Source organism: Francisella sp. 19X1-34 (assembly GCF_041102755.1).
Taxonomy (GTDB): domain Bacteria; phylum Pseudomonadota; class Gammaproteobacteria; order Francisellales; family Francisellaceae; genus Francisella.
On sequence record NZ_JBGCTX010000020.1, the window covers coordinates 12,528 to 35,969 of the forward strand.

The following is a 23,442-nucleotide window of genomic DNA, read 5'->3' on the forward strand; positions in this document are numbered from 1 at the left end:
ATTATTAGTGATTTGAATAATAATAAATTATTTATGATGATATGTATATCTTAGAAGTTAAAATCAGCTTGTGTATAAGAATTTTTATTAAGATATGCTTTTAAAATATATAACTTGTTATTTATATTAAGCTTAATTATTGGAACTAGAAAAGTAACAAACTGTCAAAAATTAGTTTAGAATAAATATTAGGTAGAAGAAATATTTCTTAGATAATGATAGATAAAAGTGGATATAGGGCAAATGTTGCCATAATTTTACTTAATAGACAAAATAGAGTTTTTTGGGGTCAAAGAAGAAACAGAGCTTCTTGGCAGTTTCCTCAGGGTGGGGTATCATCTGGAGAGACTCCTTTACAGGCAATGTATCGCGAGCTTCATGAAGAAGTCGGTTTGAGGCCTCAGGATGTTGAAGTTATAGCTTCAACGAGAGATTGGTATAAATATGATATTCCAGACTCATTACTTAGAGGTAAAGAGCCTGTATGTGTTGGACAAAAACAAAAGTGGTTTTTATTAAGACTGAAAAGCTCTGAAAGTAATATTGACCTAGAGGCCAATGATTCACCAGAATTTGATAATTGGCGTTGGGTTAGTTATTGGTATCCGATAAATCACGTGGTCTATTTTAAACAGGAAGTATACCGAAAGGCCTTGACTTATTTTAAAGAGTTTATTTAGCGTTTTGTCTACTTTCTACGAAAGCTTTTGCCCATAAATAGCAGAATGATCCTATATATGCAGATAATATAACATCCGAAACATAGTGATCTAAAACAATAACTCTACTTATCGCAACTATAGTCGCAATTATTATAGCAATTATTGTAATGTATTTTTTCTCAAAAAAATTAGCTATTGCTAATAAGCCAGCAAATGATAAAGTTGTGTGTCCAGATGGCATTGAGTTATAAGCTTTTTTTAAAGAAAAGAAGTGAAAGCCATATTCATTTCTAAATAAAAGCATTTCAGGTCTATATCTAGCAAGTAAAACTTTTAGAGTACCTGCAACGATAATAGTTAGTATTAAAGCTAGAGACATTATATATAGTTTGTCGGAAGTTTTTTTACGTAGATACCTAATAATACAAACTACTGTAACGATTAAAGTAATTACCGCCCAAACTTTTGATGATGTAATCTGAGATATTAAGGAGGCTAAAGTACTTATCTTAGTACCAAAAAAATCACCTGAATGTATCGCTGTAGTTACTTTAATATCTAAAAAGTTATAACTAAGTACCACGATGATTAACGTAATAATCCCATATATAAGAGTATTTTTTGCTAGTTTACAATCCAAACATTTCATGACTAAATTATTTAAACTTACCAAATTTGTTGATACAGTATAATATTAGCATAATTGACTCTCAAAATATAAGATGTTCAAACAAGGTTGGTACAAAAAAGCTAAGCATATTGTGAGTGAAAACTTTAATCAAAGACCTAATAATTCAGAGATTAGCTTGGTTGTGATCCACTGTATAAGCTTACCAGAGGGAAGTTATATAAATAATAATGTTGAAGATTTATTTATGAATAAGCTAGATTGTAAGTCTCATAGGAGTTTTGCAGATTTAAAAGGAGTTGAAGTTTCAGCTCATTTTTATATCAAACGTGATGGTGAGATTATTCAGTTTGTTTCTGTCGATGATAGAGCATGGCATGCTGGTGTAAGTAGCTTTCATGGAAAACAAGGCTGTAATGACTTTTCTATTGGCATAGAGTTACAAGGAACTGATAAAACAGCTTATGAATCTGAGCAATATAAAACTTTAAATAATTTGCTATCAGATTTGAAAGATACTTATGTTGAAATAAATGCTATTACAGGGCATCAAAATATAGCTCCTGGAAGAAAAACCGACCCTGGAGAGTATTTTGATTGGGATAAGGTAAATAATCTGCATGGAATAGGTAAATATTACTAAAAAAATTTTTCAAAAAAAGCTTAGTTACTCCTATATTTATAAATTTGCTTATTATATCTTTAACTATTTTTCAAATTAAATGATAATATTTATCCACATTCATAAATTGAATAATTTGTTGAGTGTAAATAAGAATACAATAATACTAGTTTTAGGAGTGGTAAGACCTTTGTCATTTAAAAAAAATATTATAAAAACAGTTAAAATATCATTCGGTAATATGATTGAATGGTATGATTACTCGTTATATGGTTATTTTGCTATAATTATCTCACATCAATTTTTTCCATCACAAAGTAGTTGGCTATCTTTATTGCTAACTTTTGGTACTTTTGCAGCTGGATATGTTGCAAGACCATTAGGCTCTATATTTTTTGGATATTTAGGTGATAGAAAAGGTCGCCATTTTGCTATGAATATGGCTATATTATTTATGGCAATACCAACTATAATAATGGCTTTTATACCCACTTATGCGAGTGCAGGTGTACTTGCACCTATAATTTTAGTAGTAATCAGAATATTTCAAGGTGTTTCTGCTGGAGGCCAGTTTGGTAATTTGATGGCTATTGCCTCAGAAGATAGCAAGGTCAGATATACTGGATTTAACGTTTCAGTTGCATTTTCAACATCTATCCTTGGTTTTATTTTGGCATCAGCTGTTAGTTCTTTAGCTGTAAATATTTTTCCTGCTGACTGGGGTAATTTAGTTTGGCGAATTCCTTTTGCATTTGGAGCAATACTTCTTATAGCTTTTTTATTTTTTAGAGAGCAAGATGAGAAAGAAACGTTTCTATCAGAGTCAAGATCTCCTGTTATTCAGTTAACAAAAACATACAAAAGGCATCTTTTATCTGTTACAACAATAGCGACAGTTGCTCTTATGATTTATTATATAGATATAACCTATATGACGACATATATGGTTGATATATTAGGTATGCATTTATCTGTAGCCTTGACTGTTAATACTATTGCGATATTTTTCATGTTTTTAGCAACGCCTTTTTTTGGTTTTATATCTGATAAAATAGGTCGAAAAGAAGTATTATTTTTTAGCTTTGTCATTTCACTAATATTATCACCAATATTGATCTATTTATTAGATGCTGGACGTTTAGAGTTTTCAACTTTTATACTTATAGTTTTGGCCATTATGACTGGAATGATACAAGGTGCTGCAAATCCTTGTTATACAGAGGTATTTCCATCAAATGTGCGAGCTTCTGGGGCATCTATTGTATATGGACTTGGAGCGTCTATTTCTGGGTTTGCTCCTTTACTTGCGACATTTATAACTGGAGTAATGCCACCAGTTCTAGGAGTTTCGCTACTTATGTTTATACTATGTGGTATTGGCGTGATTATGACATTTATTATGCCAGTTAAACAAATGGGGCGAAGAAGGTTAAATGATCTTGAGCAGCAATTAGTCTATAATAAAGAAAAAACTGTTAGATATAGCGGGTAAGCTACTCTAAACAACCACAATAATTAATTAAAAATTCTAAAAATAATTTCTTAAATTAGTAAGTTCTTACATCATCCCAATTTTGTTGTCTAATGTATAGATTGATATTTTTTGCTATTATGTAAAAGTACCATACTGATTTTAATTGGTTTTCAAATTTAGTCGGAGGGTTGTATGAATAGAGAAAGGCAGTTGTTAGATCTATTGCAACGAGAGGTAGTTCCAGCTCAAGGCTGTACAGAGCCAATAGCTTTAGCGTTTTGTGCTGCAAAAGTAACTCAAGTTTTGGGAAATATACCTGATAAGGTCGTAATATATGCTTCAGGTAATATCATTAAAAATGTAAAGAGTGTTACAGTGCCAAATAGTGGAGGCATGATTGGTATAGAGCCAGCTGTGGCTATGGGGTTAGTTGTGGGTAATCCTGATAAAGAGCTTATGGTGATTGCAGATGTAACGACTTTAGAGCTTGAAGGTGTCAAAAGGTATCTGATGAAAGAGCCTATAGAGATTTATACTTCAGACAAAAAGATTAGGCTTTATATTCAAATCGTGGGCTATCATGGTGAAGATAAGGCAATTGTTGAAATTAAATATGCTCACAATAATATAACTCTAGTTCAAAAGAATGAAGAAGTATTGTATAAAGTAGATGATAATTTGAATAAAGAAAACTTAGTAGATGAGGTTATAAAAACCTTTTCAGTTAAAGAAATATTTGAGATTGCTGTTAAATTAGATGTTAGTAGTGTTAAACCTTTATTTGATTTGATTGTTAAAAATAATACAAAGATTTCTCAAGAAGGTTTAAATAATAGCTATGGAGCTCAAACTGGTAGAAATATTAGATCCGCTATAGATCTGGGATTTTATGGAGATGATGTGCGTAATAATGCCGCAGCTGCGGCAGCGGCAGGAAGTGATGCTCGTATGGGCGGGTCTGCATTACCTGTAATGACGGTTGCAGGAAGTGGTAATATTGGTATAACTATATCCATGGCTTTAATAAAGTTTGCAGAGTTTAATAAAAAGGGCTCAAAAGAGCTTTATAGAGCAATATTTCTAGCATCATTAATAACTGTTTATATCAAATCTCGGATAGGCAGGTTATCTGCATTATGTGGCCCAACTTGTGCTTCTGCTGGGATTGCTGCAGGGCTAGCCTTAATGTTAGAACAACCATTAGAAAAGGTTAATAAGGCTATAATTAATGCTTTAGCTAGTATTGTAGGGATTATGTGTGATGGAGCAAATTCATCATGTTCCATGAAAATAGCTAATTCAATATATACAGCGTATGATGCGGTTAATGCTGCGATGTTAGGGAATAGTGTAACTACCTACGATGGTATAGTTGGTAAGGATGTTGAAGAGACTATTGAAAATGTAGTCTATATAGCAACAGATGAAGGTATGTCAAAGACAGATTTAAATATATTGAATATAATGACTAAACATAGATAGTCTTTTAATCAATTTCTGCCTTATCGCCATGATTCTCTAACCAATCACGACGATCTTTAGATCTTTTTTTAGCTAAAAGTTTATCAAGTACCTCATTATCGTCATATATATCAGATATTGTTAGTTGCAATAATCTTCTAGAAGAGACATCCATTGCTGATTCACGTAGCTGTATAGGATTCATCTCACCTAGACCTTTAAAGCGCATAATATTGATTTTGCCAGTTAGCTTAGAGTTTTCAGCTAAAATAGTTTCTTTTTCAGCTTCATCTAGAGCATAAAAGGTATTTTTACCAATATCGACTCTAAATAAAGGTGGTTGCGCTATATAAATATGGCCATTCTCGATAAGCTTTCTAAAATGTTTTAGAAACATTGCACATAGTAAAGTAGCGATATGTAAGCCATCAGAGTCTGCATCAGCAAGTATACATATTTTGTTATATCTTAATCCAGAAATATCGTCACTATCAGGGTCAACACCTATTGCTGTTGCTATATTATGGACCTCTTGAGAATTCATTATTGTGTCAGCATCAAGCTCCCAGCTATTTAGAATCTTACCTTTAAGAGGCATTACAGCTTGAAAGTTTTTATCGCGGGCCTGTTTTGCCGATCCTCCTGCGGAGTCTCCTTCTACAATAAAAAGCTCAGTTGAGCTCACATCAGAACTAATACAATCTGTTAGCTTTCCAGGTAAACGAATAGAGGTGTTCATTATACGCTTACGCGCAGTTTTCTTATCTGCGTTAATGCGCTTTTGAGCAATCTTATTAATGTTTTCTATTATTTGGCGAGCTTCTTCAGCATTTTGATTAAGCCATATTGTTAGGAGATCTTTTACTGTTGTGGCAACAAATGCTGTTACATCTTTGTTAGAAAGTTTTTCTTTAGTCTGTCCAGCAAACTGAGGGTTCGTTATTTTTAATGATATTACGTAGTTTAATTGAGCAAAAGAGTCATTTGCTGTAATTTTGATATTTTTAAGTCCTAGAGAGTTTTTCTCTACATATGTTTTAATAGCATCATAAATACCATTTTTTAAGCCTGTAACGTGAGTACCATCTTGAGGTGTTGGAATTAGGTTTACATAGCTGTTTTTTATAACCTCTGCAGGAGCCTCACACCAGCAAAATACAGCATCTAAGAAAGACTCTCCATTTGAAAAATTATCTATCATAAAAGGCTTATTTGGTAAGGTTTCAGATTCTAATTTATGATCTAGATAACCTTTGAGGCCATCTTCAAAATGCCATACTAACTTTTCTTTTCTTGCCTCATTAGAATACTTGATTGTAAGGGCCTTGCAAAGGATAGCTTTTGCCTCTAATAAGTTTTTTAGCGCTTTGAGATTTACTTTGATATCATCAAAATATTTTTTATCTGGCCAAAACCTAATTTTTGTCCCAGTATTTTTTTTACCAACTGTATCAATAACTTCTAAATCTTTAGTTTTAAAACCATCTTCAAATACAATGCGATAAAGCTTTCCATTTCTTTTTATCTCAGCTTCAAGCCTGCCTGATAAAGCATTAACAACTGAAACACCTACACCGTGAAGACCTCCAGAGTGGGTGTAGTTTTTGTTACTAAACTTACCACCAGAGTGAAGCTTTGTCATAATAAGCTCAATACCTGACATTTTATGCTCAGGATGAATATCTACAGGCATTCCACGGCCATTATCAGAAATTTCTATACTATTATCTTGATAAAGATGAATATCTATTTTATCAGCAAATCCCGCTAAAACCTCATCAACACTATTATCTACTATCTCTTGGATAAGGTGATTTGGATTTTCGGTATTAGTATACATTCCTGGTCTTTTTTTGACAGGGTCCAGGCCAGTTAGTACTTCGATTGATTTAGCATTATAGTTTTGCATTAATATTAATTAGATCGATAAATTATATTTACTAGAGGAAATTTTATCACATAATTTACTTAATTCGTAAAGCTTGGCAGAGTGATAATGCTTATTTCTTTAAAAAGTAGCAGCTATAAGGTAAAAATACGATTAGTCCAATTAAAGGCAGCAATATAAAAGCCAAAGATAATGTGAACTCGCTTCCTAAGTCAATCTGACTCATGATAGCTGTTGTAATGGATGCTATTCCCATTTGCATAAACCCCATTATTGATGAAGCTGCTCCAGCTGTTGTTGTGAAATTTTCTAATGCTATAGGTGTTAGTAATGGCACACTAAAAGATACACCAACAAAAGTTAAAGATAATATAGCTGTTAGTGCCAGAGATAGCTCTAAACCAGTAAACTTTTTAAAAGCATAAACTAGAAGTACTCCTGATATTAATGTACAAGCCATACCAAAATTAATAAGATGCTTATATGCTATAATACGACTAAGTTTCGAGCAAATAATAGATCCTGATACAACAGCAACTACCATTAAACTAAGGAGGTATAAAAAATTTGACTTCTCAAGTTTTAAAATATTCACAAAAATATCAGGTGCTGTGACAAGACAAGCGTAGATAATGCTAATATTTAGACCTAATACAAAAGTGGCAAAGAAGAATTGGTGATCACTAAATAACGAGAAATAATTTTTAAAGAGAGATCTAATTGTTAGTGCTTCATAATTTTTTTCTCTAATTGTTTCAGGGAAAAATAATGCTACTTTTATAAAAAGTAAGCTAGCGGCAACTAGTAGTACCCAAAATATTAGTGATGGGCTTAAAAATACTCCAAGTATAGCGCCAAAAGCAGGGGCTAATGCAAATGCTATATTCATAATTGCAAATACAGCACCTTGCTCGTTAGTTTTAAAGGCATCTTTAACTGCTACTGTAGCAATAACTCCACCAGCTGCTGCTCCAAAACCTTGTAGAAGACGAGCATATATCAATGTGTCAATATGTTGACTAAATAAACATATTACTGAACTAATTATAAAAAAACATGAGCCTATTAGCATGATAGGTTTGCGCCCAAATCTATCAGAAAATGGTCCATACAAAATTTGGCTAATAGAGTAGCCTAGCAGGTATGAAGTTATTGTAAGCTGAACATGAGGATAATCAGTACCAAGAATTTTCTTTAGTTCAGGTAAGGCTGGGGCGTAGATAGTATCGCCAAACGGCCCTAATGAAACCATTAGGATTAGAATAAATATTGATGGTCTTATGCCTTTATACATTAGTAGGTTTACTTTTGCTAAAGTCTCCTATTATTATATTAACTTTTAAGCCTTTTGTATCTTCTTTTTTTGATTTTTTGTTTGCTGCGGCTACTGCAGTTGGTTTAATCGATGCGTTAATGTGTTTAACATTTTTACCTTTATCAATTTTATAATCACCTAGAATACTCTCATATATAACCTTATCACTATAAGCATCAACTAAGTAGGTTGTGCCGTTTTCAGCTTCAACAAGAATACCTTGTTTTGTCGGTACTAATTGAGCAGAGATTCCAACACTAGGAAATAGTGTTGGTGTTGGAGTAAGCTTGTATCTTCCTAAATATTCTCCATTTAGTGAACTAAAGAAGTGTAAGTACCCTTGATAGTCAGCCACAACAATTAAACCTTTGTAATAAACAGGACCAGTTATCTTACGCCATTTTAGAGTATCTTGTGTCCAAACTGTTTCACCATTTTGTATATTATATGCTTTAATTTCACTATCTGCTTGAGTTGTGAAAATAACATTATTATCGATTGCCATATTACTAATTATAGAAGCTTTTTTTGCCCATAGCATTTTTCCAGAGTCTTTATCTAGAGCTACTATAGCCCCTTGGAATGAGGCAAAAATCAGATAATGATGATATATCATTGGGTTTGCAGTTATATCAACCATTTTATCAGCAGGAGATGATCCATGAGCAATAGCTACAGGGATATTGATAGTTTTATCCCCATTTTTAACTGTAAATCCTAAAACAGTACCAAAAGCAGATCCTATCATTACAGTATCATTTAATACAATAGGAGATGAGTTACCAGGTAATGTTAATTCTGGAATGTTATTCGACGCACTCCATTCCTTTGAGCCATTTCTAGCATCAAAAGCAGCTACTGAACCATCATGAGTATGAGTATAAATAGAGTTATTATAAATAGTTGGTTGAGCAAACAAACTACTAGGAGTCTCACTTAACCATAGTGTTTTACCAGTCTTAGCATCTAGTGCTGTGAGCTTGCCTTTCATTGAGCCAAAAATTACAGCATTTGCAATAGTATTTGGTTCAGCAGATAAGCTTGAATTAGTATCTTTTTTCCATATCACATCACCATTTTTCATTGATAACGCATACACCATGCCATTTTCATTAGGAATAAATGCAGTATTATCTGAGTAGGTTGGAGCTAAATTATAATTACCTAATCCATTATCACCGTTTCCTGTACTTTTTTTCCATTTCACTTTGACATGAACTTGTTTAGGGGCCTTCTCCTTAAGTGGTGTTGGTGGTGGTACATTACTTTTTGAACAACTAGCTATTAGAAAAGATAGCAATAAGGGTAATGTTAAAAGATAAGATTTTTTCATTTTGATTAGTAGTTATTTATTAGTTGAGTAATCACTTGTTTAAACTCAGCCGAGCTATCAGGGTCTTGTAGCGCTTTATGCCAAGCGTTTAAGGCTTTTGTTTTATCATTTTTCTGCTGGTAAGCTTCACCTAATAGCATAAGTGGATAAGCTTTGTTTTTCAATGTTTTAAGGCTATTTAAAGTTTCTACTGCTTGATCAGGTTGATTTGAAGCGATATAAAGCCTAGCTAATCTAGTTTTAGTAACATTTGTTAAGCTATTATCAGGATTATCCTTGATACTCTGCTGAAGTATACTTATAGCTTTTGGTAAATTTGCAATATTTATGCTGAAATTACTGGTATCTAACTTAGTTGGAGTTATATACAAGTCTGCCAGTTGCCAACTAGCAAATATACCAAAACTAGTATTTGGGTATTGATTTACAACAGATGTAAATTTAGATATTTTTGTATTTGATGATGCAGCTGAATTTTCACTAGCAATTAAAGCTTTTTGATATACATTAGATGCTTCTAAAATTCTTTTATGATTGTTTGAATTATAGAATTGGAATAGTATGACACATATTATTGCTATAATAATTATTCCAATTATTGTATATAGTGCTTGGTTTTGTTTTTTTGTTAAACCTTTAAAACTCATATTTATGATTTATTTTTTCAATAAATTTTACAACATCTTAACATAAAAGTAGTAAACGTTGTAAGTTTATTAGTGGTCCAAATATAGAAATAAAAAGCAAAAAATTCGCTACTCAAGATTATTTTCGTATTTTCTGTATTTATACTTAAGGGATTGTTAGTATAAACTATGTCATCTATAATCATTTTACTTACATCAAATAAATATATCAGTATTGATGAATGATAAACTCAAAACCATAACTTGTAGTATTGCTATATTTGCTTACTTCTTATTTTTAAACTATTGTCAGCCAGTAGCTATGGATGATTATTGGAGGGCTATTAATGATACATTAGTAAATCATGATCTTTTAGCAATGCTAAAACAAGATTATTTTGGTTGGACTGGCAGAATGTCAGCTCAGTTATTAGTTTATTGTCTTTTTTCTAAGAAATATATTGTTTTATCAACAATTGTTATCAATGTTTTAAACTCTCTAGCTTATTATTTATTTATTCTATTTTCTTTTAAAATAAGCACAGGAGGTAGGTATAAGCTATATTCCAAAGCATTTTGTATATATTTGTTTTTATTTTTACTAATGTTTACGTTAACCGGATTTATTGGGCAGACTCTCTGGAAAACAGCAGCAATTCAATACTTTTGGGGGATATGTTTAGTTACTATATTATATTACTATACCGTTATTAAAAATAAGCAAGTAGTCATAGTTCCAGCACTAATAGGTCTATTTATAGGGCTCTATAATGAGCAGTTTGTTGGAGTATTACTTATTTTATGTATGGCATACTTTGTTGATTGTATTTTAGATAAAAAGAAAATAAATAAGTCTGTAATATATTTTGCATTAGCCTGTTTTGCTGGAGGTGTTGCTTTAATATCTGCTCCTGGTAACTATGTTAGAATGGCACAAATGTCAGGTAAGCATTCACATTCTTTATACCAAGGGATTATAAAAGTTATAGAAAGTGTTAGATACTCAGTATCACCAAATACAGAAATTATATTAATATTATTTGCTGTTTTCTTTATATTTCTTCTTTTAAGAAAATATGTGAGAAAGAAAACAAAGTTTATTTATAGTGCAGCTCTTATATCAATAATATTTGTTATGACTCCTGTTATATATAGCTACGGTCTGTTAATACGATTGATGCTAATTTATTATGTAATATTTTTCATCGCAGCTATGTATCAGATTTATACTAGTAATAACTATTATGTAAAGCAAATTTATATGTTTATAGAAAAACTATATATTGTATTTATTCTTGGGATTATATATTTAGCCGGAGGCTTAGCTATAAACTACTACTATTTGCATGAGATTAGTCAAGAACAAGATAATATTATGATGTCAGAAAAAGATAAAAATATAGTGGCTGTTCCTATGTATGAAATAGCTTCAGGGCTTCCAAACAAATATGGAATAACAGCTAGATCTTTAACATGTGATCCTTCTAATATAAATAATCAAGCATTTGCTAAGTTTTACAACGTTAAACAAGTGATAGCAACGCCATGTGATAAGAAAACTTAATTATCAAAAAAACTAATGGTTGACATTTATTTATATGGTAATACTTTTTAAGTCAGTAATATAGTTTGGGAATATTTAGTAATCAGATTACTGAATTTAGAAGACTTTACTGTGGTTAGATAGCAGATTACAATGTAATGTCTAATTCTTTTGTGCTACAATACATACTTGTTTTTCTAAGTTAATTATTGTAGTACATTTTTATTTTAATATGGCATTAATATCGTTAGCAATTGATTATAAAAAATCCCCAATTGAGGTTCGTAGTGAGTTTGCTCTCTCGGGTTTAGATGTGTCTATGCTGTATAGATCAATACTTGCTATAGATAATGTCATTAATGCTGTTATTCTATCGACGTGTAATCGTACAGAAATATATTTAGAAATATCTAATCTAAGAGTTGTTGATAATGTTTTAGCATGGTGGCAAAGCTATGTTAGAAATCCGGAATATAAAATAAGAGATTATTTTAAACTAAGGCAAGGTACCGGGGTTATAATGCACCTTATGAAGCTTGCATGTGGTTTAGAGTCGATGGTTCTAGGTGAGCCACAAATATTAGGACAAGTTAAGGATTCATATACTCTTAGTAAGAAAAATCATGCTTTAGGTAAGGAGCTAGATAGAGTTTTTCAAAAGGTTTTTGCTACAGCAAAAAAAGTGCGTAGTGAGACTAGAATAGGGTATTGTCCAGTTTCAGTTGCTTTTTCTGCAATTACTTTAGCTAAGAAGCAATTAGATAATATCTCTACAAAAAATGTGCTTATTATTGGTGCTGGACAAACCGGAGAATTATTGTTTAGACATGTTACAGCTTTAGCACCAAAGCAAATTATGTTAGCTAACAGAACTATTGAAAAGGCAGAAAAGATTACTTCTGCTTTTAGAAATGCTAGTCCTCACCCTTTGACAGATTTGCATGAATTAGTTGAAAAAGCAGATATTATAATCACGGCTATACACTCTGAAGGCTATATGATTTCGCAAAATGATGTAGATACTAAGCCAAGAGTATTTATTGATATATCTATACCTCAGGCTTTAGATCCTAAGCTTGGTGATATGAATAAGAATGTTTATTACTGCGTTGATGATATAAATGCTGTAATTTCTGATAATAAAGATAAAAGAAAACATGAAAGCTCCAGAGCACAAAAGATTATTGTTAAGTCATTAGAAGAATATTTAGAAAAAGAAAAGGCGATTATATCAAATAGTGCAATTAAAGAGCTGTTTGATAAGGCTGATGGTCTTGTTGATTTATCTTTGGAAAAAAGCTTAGCGAAAGTCAGGAATGGTAAAGATGCTGAAGAGGTGATGAAAAGATTTGCCTATGAGATTAAAAAGAAAGTTTTACACTATCCTGTGATGGGTATGAAAGAAGCTTCTAAACAAGGTAGAAATGATTGTCTTGTGTGTATGAAACGTATGTTTGGTTTAAATGTGGAAAAGTAAATGAAAGATTCAATTAAAGCAAAATTACAAAGTTTGATTGAAAGGCATGAGGAAGTAAGTGCCTTATTAAGTGATGCTGATATTATTTCAGATCAAAATAAGTTTAGAGACTTATCAAGAGAATACTCTCAGCTTGAACCAATAGTAAAAGCATTTAAAGATTACTCTCAAGCTCAAGAAGATAGAGAAGCTGCTCAAGAGATGCTTAATGAAAAAGATGTTGAGCTAGTAGAAATGGCAAAAGAAGAGCTTAAATTAGCTAATGAGACTATAGAGAATCTTGAAGCAGAGCTACAAATTCTTCTTTTACCTCGTGATCCTAATGATGATGCAAACGTTTTTTTAGAGATTAGAGCGGGTACCGGTGGTGATGAGGCCTCGATATTTTCGGGTGATTTATTTAAGATGTATTCTAAGTATGCTGAGCAAAGAGGTTGGAAAATTGAAGTGATTTCAGCAAGCGAAGGTGAACATGGTGGCTACAAGGAAATTATTTCAAAGGTTAATGGTGAGGGCGCATATTCACAATTAAAATTTGAATCTGGTGCTCATAGAGTACAGCGAGTACCAGCAACAGAATCTCAAGGTAGGGTACATACATCAGCTTGTACTGTTGCAGTTATGCCAGAGGTCGATGAGGTTGAAGGAATCGATATAAATCCAGCAGATTTAAAGGTTGATACTTTTAGAGCATCTGGAGCTGGTGGTCAGCATGTGAACAAAACAGACTCAGCAATCAGGATAACGCATATCCCTACAGGTGTCGTTGTAGAGTGCCAAGATCAAAGGTCTCAACATAAGAACCGTGCTGCGGCAATGTCAATGTTAAAGTCAAGATTACTTCAAGCAGAGATAGATAAACAGCAAAAAGAGCAGTCAGATACACGTAAAAGTCTAGTTGGTAGTGGTGATAGGTCTGAAAGAATTAGAACATATAACTATCCACAAGGCAGAGTTACTGATCATCGTATAAATTTAACACTTTATAAACTTGATGAAGTAATGGAAGGCAGTTTAGATAGTGTTATACAACCTTTAGTTTTAGAATATCAAGCAGATCTTTTAGCAACAATGTCAGATGAGTAACTATACAATTTCATCTTTTATCTCTCATATTGTTAATAACTATAAGCAACGACTGTCTAAATCTAGATATCCTACAAATGAGCTATCTATATTTAAAAATGATATTCAAACTATTATTTGTGATGTTTTAGGTGTTGATAGAACTTACTTATATATAAATTCGGATAAAGTTTTAGATAACGGAGTCGTTGAAAAAATAAATACTAAAACTCATCGTTATTTTAATGGTGAACCTTTGGCTTATATTTTGGGATATAAATATTTTTGGGATCAAAAGCTTTTTGTAACACAAGATACTCTTATTCCACGTGCAGATACTGAGATTCTAGTTGAATCAGTCTTAGATGATATATCAGATAAAAATGCTAAGTTAAATATACTTGATCTTGGAACAGGTACTGGAGCAATAGCTTTAGCTTTGGCATCTGAATTATCAAATAGTCATATTGTTGCGGTTGATTTCTCTCAGAAAGCTTTAGGCGTGGCTAAAAGAAATGCTAACGAGAATAAGATATCTAATGTTGAGTTTATCCAAAGCGACTGGTATCAAAATTTAGAGAATAAAAAGTTTGATATTGTTGTCTCTAATCCACCTTATATAGACTTCTGTGATGATGAAATTGATCAGGAAGTAAAGAAGTATGAGCCTCAAAGTGCTTTATTTGCCAAAGATAATGGCTTAGCAGATATTAAAACTATAATTTCTCAGGCATATTTATATCTAAATGAAAATGCATACATATATATTGAGCATGGATATACACAGGCTAAGTTTGTCCAAGATATATTGCTTGAGTATGAGTTTAGTAATGTTGTAACTATTAAAGATTTAAATCAAAAAGATAGATGTACACATGCTATATTTGACAAATAGTTTTAACAAAGGAGATCTTTAAATTATTCTAATATAAAGCCATGAATATTTATCCAAAAGCATCGATTATCTAGTCAAAAAGATCAAGTTTTAAACGGTCGGTTTTATTTATGTGGTAAAATTTATATGTACAAATTAAGAGTTTGTGGGTTGCGTGTATGAAGATTTTAAGAAATAAAGGATTTACAATTCTAGAGGTGTTGATATCATCAGCTCTAGTTATGTTCTTGTTTTTTACAATTTTCTATACCATAGGTAATATAATTTCTAGAGCGATTCTAATAGAGAAAAAAGTTGAATTAGCTGATGAGCTAGATGATCGAGTTAGTGATTTTATGTTATCAGGAACATTTAATGATAATTCTCTAGGAAATATTACTTTCTCAAAATCCTCTGATTTAGGTGAAAGTATACAGGAGTTTGTTGCGACTAATCCAGATATGGAGTTAACTGTTACACAAAGAATCTATGCAAGTAATCCCGTTGCAGACGCTATTAATGATGAGCTTGGAGCATATATGCAAAGAGCTAATGAGATATATATAAATGCGGGGGTTGAACAAATTGATGATCCCGCGGTACTTACTGATATCAACACAGCTAGAGATAGTCTACTATCAAGTAGTACAGAAAAACATTCAAGCAGTACAGGAGTATTACTGAATCTAAGTAATACTCAGATTAATACAACTCAGCCACTAGATAATCCACCTTTTGATAGTAGTGGTCAATATGTTGTAATTGGCCCTAATACTAATGCCGATATTACATCTTCGGGTGTGACCTGGCGTTGTACTGCTTATAATTTTGATACAGAGCTTTTACCGGGGTGGTGTAGTGTATGAGCATAATATAAGAGGTTGATATGAAACTACAGCTTAAAGAAAATAGATCTAAAGGTTCTACTTTAATTGGTCTTTTAATTTCTACAGCTATAGCAATGATAGTTGTCTCAGCCTTAATAACTGCCTATATTACAGTCAAAGATAAATATAATTCACATAAAAATAAGACAGATGCAGAGACAAAAGAATTGTTAGTTAAAAATATTGTTTATGATTTTGTTAAAGATGTTGGCTTTGCATGTAAATTTGGATCTCTAAATCAAGACTATTATGATAGCTCAACTGATTCATTGGATAGTTATTTTACAAATAGTTCAGCAATCATTGTAGGACAACTGCCATTTTCAAGTGGGTCAAGCTTTTCAGAAGCATTGAAAGATGAATGTAGTGGAGAATGCTTTCAAGAAGATACAGACTATATCATGGTTAAAAAAGAAGAAAGTCATACCGAATTTAGTGACATAAATGCATTAGATGAAACACTTTATGCTAAATCAATAGATGATATAGATGTTGGCGATTATCTATTTTTATGTAATAGAAATAGTATAAATTTGGTTAAAGTTGCTAGTATAAATACTAGTAGTAATGCTATTAGCTTAGCTTTAGCTCCCCAAGTCTCAGAATATTACCCAGGAGATTATATTGGTAAATATTCTTTAGAAATACTTTATATAAGAGATACTGGTCAAAAAGATAAAGATGGTCAAGATATCTATTCGTTATATGTATATATAAAAGGAAGCTCATCAAGAGGTATGTCTTATGAGTTAGTTAGGGGGATTAATAATTTACAGGTTGAATATGCGACTATAAGTAATGGAAGTGTTATATGGAGTGGTATTTCTTCAGATACTGCTATAGATGCCAATACATATCCTGCGCTTAAGGTATCGTTTGATGTAGATGGTAAAAGTTTTACTAAGGTGATTAATTTATAGGGTTGTTATATGAGGTTTAAAAATATAAAAGGGTCTTCATTATTAGCAGTAATTATATTTGCCTTTGTTGTCATGGTTGTAGTATCTGCCTTGGCTTATAACTTTAACCTAAGTTCTCTATCTATAAAAACTCAAATTGATCAAACTCAAAATATAAATGTTCATGAGGGATATTTTAAAAATATTATAGGTTCTGATGTTTTATCAGCAGACTCAGATGATAGTGTTGGGGATTTTAGATTTCTTACACAGGTTAATAGTATTACTCCAGGTTTTGATTTTAAAAATGCAAATATAACACTATATAGTTCAACTCCATATTTGATTAGTTATAATTTGACACATGATTCTTTTCATGAAGATACTCATAAATATACTCGAGACTTTATCTTTAATATCCTACCTAATATAACAATGACGCAATATGAGGAAACAATAATTCCATTGAATCTTCCATATATAAATACCGATGCAATGAGTGAAGCTTTAAAAAATTACAAATTAGGGATATCACAAACTAATAAAGTAGCATTATACGGAGGTTATATAGGCTTTATTGAGAAGCCTTTATTTGATAGTGAGCCTGGTTCAGAAGTTGAGGTTGAGTGTAATATAAATGGAAATGGAAATGGAAATGGAAATGGAAATGGAAATTCTGATGAAGATGAGGAAAGTAGCTGTGAAGCAATGCATGATCATCATATACTTATATGTCATAATCCAGGAGAGCCTAGTGAAAAAACTATGAGTTTAGCAGGAGCAAGTTGGGGAGCTCATAAAGATCATGGTGACTATAGAGGGCCTTGTTATGATAATCCAAGTCAAACATTAGTTATTAACGCTTATGGTAATGACTTAGATATTGGTTTCCCATTAATTCTATCTTTAAGTGACTATAGGCTTAGTGTAGGCTGGAGTCTTGTCAATGGAGAGTGGATTTTTCATTTAGCAATATATGATTTTGATAGAGTATATACATCATCAACAACTCTTACTAATCTTCAGACTAATCCGTCACAAGCTAGGGTGGACTTATCTAACTGGGTAGAAGTTCAAGGTTTAGAATTTGCTGATGGAGATATAGTTTTAGCTAAATGGTATTATGATAGTGCTCAAGAGGAACCAAAACTTTTAATATTAGAGAAGTTTCTTAGATCTGGAAACTATGATTTAGATGCGTATACTACAACATATGATAGTTCCACTAAAATCTACACAGCGACTACAACAGATAAGTATACGGTTGGTAGTAGTGATTTTGATGGCTCAAGTATTTATTTATCTATTCCTGATAGTTTGTTTACACTAAGTCCAGGAGCACCTTTAATTTTTGAGCATAGCAATGTCTTAGATTTTAACCTGGGTGGAAGTTATCTTTTTGGTGATGGGACTGACTCAACTAAAGCTACTTTAGCAGCAGATGTGGTTGATGATCCTATTTTAGTAAAGAAAAATACAACGCAATTTTATATAATATATTTTAATAACGATAAGCTTTATATATATCTTTATAGTCATGGGATATCTGCACCAACCTTGGTTTCATCTCAAACTTTCACGGGAGAGGTTATTCAGAAGCTAATTGTAAAATTTGGTACATTATTTATTGTTACAGATAAAAAAATATATGTTGAAGATATATCAACAAGAGCTTTGATAAGTGCTGTGTCTACTTCCTCTGGGTCAAGTTTCCAAATAAATCGTGATGGAGATGGTAAGATCTATGCTCTGAAAGATGGATTGCAATGTAGTATTGATGGTAACTGTAATAATGCGCAAAGGATATATCTAGATACGGGCTGCTCAGCATATACAGATGGATGTCAAGAGATGGCGAAGCTAGATGGAATTGGCTCTCATCTTGATGTAGTATATAAAAGCTTTAAGCATTAAAAGTTCAAAAAAAAATAATATTAGTTATACTGATAATCTATAATATGTAAATATATAAAACTAGGCTATTTATTTTATGATTTTTTATAATTCCTTATCTGGGAAAAAAGAAGAGTTTAAACCAATTGATGCTAATAAGATTAAAATGTATGTTTGCGGTATCACTGTATATGATGATTGTCATATTGGTCATGCTCGTACGAATATAGCTTTTGATGTTATTAATAGATATTTTAAATATCGTGGTTTTGATGTTGATTTTGTACGAAATATCACAGATATCGATGATAAGATCATCAAAAGAGCTAATGAAAATGGTGAATCTACTAGTCAGCTAGTAGAAAGAACAATCAAATCAATGCATGATGCTTTTGATAAATTAAATATTCTGCGTCCTACACAAGAACCTAGAGCTACCGAAACTATTCCTGAAATGATTGTAATGATTAAAGAGTTAGTTGAGAAAGGCTATGCATATCAAGGAGCAAATGGTGATGTTTTTTATCGCGTAACTAAGTTTGCTGATTATGGCAAATTAAGTAAACAGAATCTTGAAGCGTTACAGCAAGGCTCAAGAGTAGATGTTGTCGATGAAAAGGAAAATCCAATGGACTTTGTGCTGTGGAAGATGGCAAAACAAGGTGAGCCAGCATGGGATTCTCCATGGGGAGCTGGACGCCCTGGTTGGCATATTGAATGTTCAGCAATGTCAAAAAAGCTTCTAGGAGATACTTTTGATATCCATGCTGGTGGTTCTGATCTTAGATTTCCACATCATGAGAATGAAATAGCTCAATCTGAAGCTTGTAATGATTGTACATTTGCTAATTATTGGCTTCACTCAGGTATGGTGAAAGTTAATGCTGAAAAAATGTCTAAATCTTTGAATAATTTCTTTACAATAAATGAAGTTTTAGAAGAGTATCACTCAGAGGTTGTTAGGTATTTTTTAGCTTCTACTTCCTATAGAAGTGAGATTAATTACTCAAAAGAGAATCTTGATAATGCTAGAGCATCTGTTGAGAGGTTATTTAATGCTCTAAGAGATGTTGAGCATGTTGAAGTAAATCTTCCAGATGATGCAGATCAATATGAAGAGAAATTTATTAAAGCTATGGATAATGACTTTAATACTCCAGAAGCATTAGCTGTTTTATTTAGTCTAGCTAAAGAAATAAACACTCTAAAAACAACAAATAAATATAAAGCCAGTGGGTATGCATATCTTTTACGTAAGCTTTGTAATGTATTAGGTATCTTGTTTACAGATATAGAAGAGTACTTTAAGCAAGACGATGGTGTTGATGCTAATGAAATCGAAAAGTTAATCACTGAAAGAGCTCAAGCGAAAAAAGATAAAAATTATGCTAGAGCTGATGAAATTAGAAATCAGCTTCAAGCACAAGGAATAATACTAGAAGATAGCGCAACTGGTACTACATGGAAAAAAGGTTAATAAATGTATAGTCAAGAAAAACAACAAGATATTATAAACAATTTACATACTATAAGAGATTTCATACGTTGGTCTATTTCTGAAATGTCTGTTAATCAGGCATATTTTGGTCATGGTTCAGATTCTATTTGGGATGAGGCCGTACACTTGGTGCTATCTGCAATTAATATGTCTCATGATATAGATGGTAATATGGTTGCCTCAAGGCTTCTTTTAGAAGAGAAAAAAACAATAATAGAGTATGTTTATCAAAGAGCTTATGAGCGTAAGCCTTTACCATATATCCTAAAAAAAGCATGGTTTGCTGGTATGGAATTTGATATCGATGAAAGAGTAATTATACCTAGATCTCCCATTGCTGAGCTTATTCGTAATGATTTTTCCCCGTGGATTAATGATATTGATGATGTGAAAAATGTTTTAGACTTATGTACAGGAAGTGGCTGTATAGGTATTGCATCAGCAACTGTTTTTGAAGAAGCTGATATCACGTTAGTAGATATCTCTGATGATGCTTTAACTATAGCTAACCATAATATAAGAAAACATCAGCTTACAGATAGAGTACAGACGGTTAAATCTGATTTATTTAGTAATTTAAAGGGCCAAAAATTTGATGTTATCGTCTCTAATCCTCCTTATGTAGATAAAGAAGATTTAGATAGTATGCCTAAAGAGTATCACTATGAGCCAAAATTAGCTCTTGAAGCTGGTGATGATGGTTTAGATCTTGCTAAAAAGATAATCTTAGAAGCTGATCAATACATGACAGAAAAAGGTGTTTTAATCGTAGAGGTTGGTAATAGTCAGTATGCTTTAATGGAAATGTGTCCAGATGTTCCTTTTACATGGTTAAGCTTTAGTGAAGGTGGAGATGGAGTATTTTTACTAACTTATGAGGAGTTAGTAAAATATAAAGACTTATTTAAACAATATTTTAGTAATCAAAATCGATTAGATGATAAAAGCTTTGTGATTTAAACAATATAAGGTTTTTAGATATGACTAATGGACAGTTAAAAGTATCCTCAAAAAGAACAGTGATATTAATTATCTGTCTATTGGGAGTAATGTCACAGTTTGCAACAGATAGTTTTACTCCATCATTACCATATATTATGGGGTATTTTGATGCTGCTGCTAGGGATGTTAAATTTACGGTTGGAATATACTTTTTAGGAATGGCTTGTTCTGTATTAGGGTTTGGTTATTTCTCTGATAAGTATGGACGTAAGCCAGCACTTATAGCTGGATATATAATTTTTTGCTTGGCCAGTACTTTTTGTATGCTAGCACAAAGTGAAGACCAGTTGTTATTCTTTCGCTTTCTTCAAGGTATAGGTATGGGTAGCTCTTTTATATCTTTTAGGGCTATTATGAAAGATGTATTTAGTGATAATCATTCGTTAGCTAAAGCTAGTCTCATAATCTCTAGCGTTATATCTTTGACGCCTCCGTTAGCACCTATATCGGGCGGTATAATTCAAGAATGTATAGGATGGCGTGCTAATTTTGCATTACATTCTTTGATGGCAATCATTGTAATGATTTTGATTGTGAAATATTTACATTTAGAGACTATAGTAAAAAGTAATACTAATCTTTTAGAATCGTATAAGAAAATATTATCAAATAAAACCTTTATACTAAATGCTAGTTGTAGTGGCCTAGCTTTATCATTAGTATTTGTATTTGCGACTCTTTCGCCATTTCTTTTTCAAGTTCTCTTAAAGTTTTCACCATTTGAATTTTCACTACTATCTACAGCAGTGATAGTTCCTGCAGCTTTATTTTTGATACTTTTTAAAAATAAAGTTAGTAAATTAGATATGAGTAAGGTTAGCTTGTGTAGTGCATCTTTTTCTATTTTTTGTGGTATAGGATTAGCTCTTTCATATTTTATATTTGGCTTAAATACAGTTGTCGTAGTTGTATTATGTGCTTTAGCATTTTGTGGTAATACTTTTCAGTATACGGCAACTTATGTATGTGCTTATGAGAATATCTATACAGATGTTGGGGCTGCATCAGCAATATTTGGTTTTATTCAGATAACTGTTACAGCTATAGTATCTTCAGCAGTTTCCTATGTAACATTAGATAATCAGTTCATCTTTGGAGTATTGATGGCTATTCCGCCATTATTAATAGTTTTAGTGAAAATAATTGATATCAAAAACAAGGCTAAATAAGCTGTATTTTATAAAATAAATCTTTTTGCAAAGCATATTCAAAACAAATACAATGGCTATATTGTACTTTTTTATAAATTAGATTATGAAAAAATTAAAACTTATATTAGCTACTATGTCTTTAGCAATACCTGTAGTGTCTCTAGCCACAAATTACGCTGCACTAGAGAAAGAACTAGAGACAGCCCAGCCTAACTCTCAGTTAAACTATGGTGGCATGCAACAAGGTTTTGAGCAACAGAAGCAACAAAATATTGCTAGATCAATATACGATCAAAATAGAGGTGTTTCACAAAGTTATAGTGAGGGTCAAGGAAATAATATAAATACGACTAGTTTTGAAGGCCAGCAGAAGCAACAGAATATTGCTAGATCAATATATGACCAAAATAGAGAGAGTATTTCACAAAGACAGCAAGGAAATAACATAAAAACGACATATTTTGGAGATCAACAAGAGCAGCAAAATTCGAATAGATCAATATATGATCAGAATAGAGAATTTTCCCAAAGACAACATAGCTATAATAGCTATCAAGGAAGTAATATAGGTAGGACTGAATTTGGAGGTAAGCAGAGAAACTCACCTCAATCATCAGATAGTTCTGGAGAAAGCTTGTTTGAGCATAATCAATAAAGCAATTATCTGATGATTAAACTAGAAAAGTTTACAGAAGAAAATATTTATGAACTTTTATCACAGTTAGAAGATCAAGATGTTCGCTTTTTATATCAATTTGGAGGTATCAATTATAAGTTTCCTCTTGACTCTGATCAAATAAAACAAACAATGGGCAGTAAGCTTAATTTACTCTTTAATGTTTTAGATAATGAAGGGAAGTCTATAGGACATTGTCAAATAATTAGGTTAGATCAAGAAAATCATAAGGCATCTATAGCTAGGCTACTCATATATAAAGAATATAGATCCAAAGGTTATGGTAAGTTGATGATACAAAAGCTTTTAGATTTTGCTAAATCTATAGGCTTACAATATATAACTCTTAGAGTTTTTGATTTTAATATTTCAGCAATTAAATGTTATGAAAGGGACTGTTGAAATCTGATATTAATTTTAAAATTGTTTAAAATATACTGAAAAGTAATATATGATTTTTTTATGTTA

20 protein-coding genes and 1 pseudogene are annotated in these 23,442 nt (G+C 31.9%); 16 read left to right on the plus strand and 5 right to left on the minus strand.

From position 1 onward, the window contains the following. Window positions 1-215: 215 nt before the first annotated feature. Window positions 216-680, plus strand: coding sequence for an RNA pyrophosphohydrolase (locus AB8E56_RS04540; protein ID WP_329478436.1), 465 nt, complete (start codon window positions 216-218; stop codon window positions 678-680). Here AB8E56_RS04540 and AB8E56_RS04545 read toward each other — a convergent pair. Beyond that, window positions 673-1,311: a phosphatase PAP2 family protein gene (locus AB8E56_RS04545; RefSeq protein WP_329478439.1), complete on the minus strand. Its 639-nt coding sequence runs from the start codon at window positions 1,309-1,311 to the stop codon at window positions 673-675. The genes AB8E56_RS04540 and AB8E56_RS04545 overlap by 8 nt on opposite strands. 73 nt (window positions 1,312-1,384) lie before the next feature. Here AB8E56_RS04545 and ampD point away from each other — a divergent pair, with 73 nt between their 5' ends. The 3 genes from ampD to AB8E56_RS04560 all read left to right on the plus strand — a co-directional run bounded on the left by ampD (window position 1,385) and on the right by AB8E56_RS04560 (window position 4,868). Beyond that, window positions 1,385-1,933, plus strand: a complete 549-nt coding sequence (gene ampD, locus AB8E56_RS04550) for a 1,6-anhydro-N-acetylmuramyl-L-alanine amidase AmpD (RefSeq protein ID WP_329478441.1) — start codon at window positions 1,385-1,387, stop codon at window positions 1,931-1,933. A gap of 169 nt (window positions 1,934-2,102) precedes the next feature. Then, complete coding sequence (locus AB8E56_RS04555) at window positions 2,103-3,404, plus strand: MFS transporter (RefSeq protein WP_329478443.1); 1,302 nt, start codon at window positions 2,103-2,105, stop codon at window positions 3,402-3,404. 174 nt (window positions 3,405-3,578) lie between these two features. Continuing rightward, window positions 3,579-4,868 (plus strand): L-serine ammonia-lyase, iron-sulfur-dependent, subunit alpha, encoded by a 1,290-nt coding sequence (locus tag AB8E56_RS04560; RefSeq protein ID WP_329478445.1) that lies wholly within the window; start codon window positions 3,579-3,581, stop codon window positions 4,866-4,868. 4 nt (window positions 4,869-4,872) lie between these two features. Here the strand turns inward: AB8E56_RS04560 and parE are convergent, their stop codons facing one another. From parE to AB8E56_RS04580, 4 genes are all read right to left on the minus strand, one after another. Continuing rightward, window positions 4,873-6,756, minus strand: coding sequence for a DNA topoisomerase IV subunit B (gene parE / locus AB8E56_RS04565; protein ID WP_329478448.1), 1,884 nt, complete (start codon window positions 6,754-6,756; stop codon window positions 4,873-4,875). A 91-nt stretch (window positions 6,757-6,847) separates the two neighbouring features. After that, a complete protein-coding gene (locus tag AB8E56_RS04570; protein WP_329478450.1) occupies window positions 6,848-8,029 on the minus strand; it encodes a multidrug effflux MFS transporter in 1,182 nt (393 codons plus the stop codon). Continuing rightward, window positions 8,022-9,383 carry an outer membrane protein assembly factor BamB gene (bamB, locus tag AB8E56_RS04575; RefSeq protein WP_329478452.1) on the minus strand — a complete coding sequence of 454 codons (1,362 nt, stop codon included), beginning with the start codon at window positions 9,381-9,383 and terminating at the stop codon, window positions 8,022-8,024. Before bamB ends, AB8E56_RS04570 begins: the two co-directional genes overlap by 8 nt. A 5-nt stretch (window positions 9,384-9,388) precedes the next feature. Further along, window positions 9,389-10,030, minus strand: coding sequence for a tetratricopeptide repeat protein (locus AB8E56_RS04580; protein ID WP_329478454.1), 642 nt, complete (start codon window positions 10,028-10,030; stop codon window positions 9,389-9,391). A gap of 217 nt (window positions 10,031-10,247) precedes the next feature. On the opposite strand from AB8E56_RS04580, the gene AB8E56_RS04585 reads away from it, so the two are divergent. The 12 genes and pseudogenes from AB8E56_RS04585 to AB8E56_RS04640 all read left to right on the plus strand — a co-directional run. After that, window positions 10,248-11,573, plus strand: a complete 1,326-nt coding sequence (locus AB8E56_RS04585) for a DUF6056 family protein (protein ID WP_329478456.1) — start codon at window positions 10,248-10,250, stop codon at window positions 11,571-11,573. A 211-nt stretch (window positions 11,574-11,784) separates the two neighbouring features. Then, complete coding sequence (locus AB8E56_RS04590; protein WP_329478458.1) at window positions 11,785-13,029, plus strand: glutamyl-tRNA reductase; 1,245 nt, start codon at window positions 11,785-11,787, stop codon at window positions 13,027-13,029. Beyond that, window positions 13,030-14,115 (plus strand): peptide chain release factor 1, encoded by a 1,086-nt coding sequence (gene prfA / locus AB8E56_RS04595; RefSeq protein ID WP_329478461.1) that lies wholly within the window; start codon window positions 13,030-13,032, stop codon window positions 14,113-14,115. Next, window positions 14,108-14,989 carry a peptide chain release factor N(5)-glutamine methyltransferase gene (prmC, locus tag AB8E56_RS04600; RefSeq protein ID WP_329478464.1) on the plus strand — a complete coding sequence of 294 codons (882 nt, stop codon included), beginning with the start codon at window positions 14,108-14,110 and terminating at the stop codon, window positions 14,987-14,989. Before prfA ends, prmC begins: the two co-directional genes overlap by 8 nt. A 158-nt stretch (window positions 14,990-15,147) precedes the next feature. Further along, complete coding sequence (locus AB8E56_RS04605; protein WP_329478466.1) at window positions 15,148-15,834, plus strand: type II secretion system protein; 687 nt, start codon at window positions 15,148-15,150, stop codon at window positions 15,832-15,834. Window positions 15,835-15,854: 20 nt separating this feature from the next. Beyond that, window positions 15,855-16,775 carry a photosystem I protein M (PsaM) gene (locus AB8E56_RS04610; protein WP_329478468.1) on the plus strand — a complete coding sequence of 307 codons (921 nt, stop codon included), beginning with the start codon at window positions 15,855-15,857 and terminating at the stop codon, window positions 16,773-16,775. A gap of 9 nt (window positions 16,776-16,784) precedes the next feature. Further along, window positions 16,785-18,668 carry a hypothetical protein gene (locus AB8E56_RS04615; protein ID WP_329478469.1) on the plus strand — a complete coding sequence of 628 codons (1,884 nt, stop codon included), beginning with the start codon at window positions 16,785-16,787 and terminating at the stop codon, window positions 18,666-18,668. Between the two features lie 76 nt (window positions 18,669-18,744). Next, window positions 18,745-20,124 carry a cysteine--tRNA ligase gene (gene cysS, locus AB8E56_RS04620; RefSeq protein WP_329478471.1) on the plus strand — a complete coding sequence of 460 codons (1,380 nt, stop codon included), beginning with the start codon at window positions 18,745-18,747 and terminating at the stop codon, window positions 20,122-20,124. Between the two features lie 3 nt (window positions 20,125-20,127). Continuing rightward, on the plus strand, window positions 20,128-21,105 hold the full coding sequence (gene prmB / locus AB8E56_RS04625) for a 50S ribosomal protein L3 N(5)-glutamine methyltransferase (RefSeq protein WP_329478473.1): 978 nt from the start codon (window positions 20,128-20,130) through the stop codon (window positions 21,103-21,105). A gap of 20 nt (window positions 21,106-21,125) precedes the next feature. Further along, window positions 21,126-22,316 carry an MFS transporter gene (locus tag AB8E56_RS04630; protein WP_329478475.1) on the plus strand — a complete coding sequence of 397 codons (1,191 nt, stop codon included), beginning with the start codon at window positions 21,126-21,128 and terminating at the stop codon, window positions 22,314-22,316. An 85-nt stretch (window positions 22,317-22,401) separates the two neighbouring features. After that, entirely contained in the window at window positions 22,402-22,953 is a 552-nt protein-coding gene (locus AB8E56_RS04635) for a hypothetical protein (RefSeq protein WP_329478477.1), read from the plus strand. 12 nt (window positions 22,954-22,965) lie between these two features. Continuing rightward, window positions 22,966-23,364, plus strand: a pseudogene (locus tag AB8E56_RS04640) (GNAT family N-acetyltransferase); the annotation flags it as partial. Window positions 23,365-23,442 lie beyond the last annotated feature (78 nt).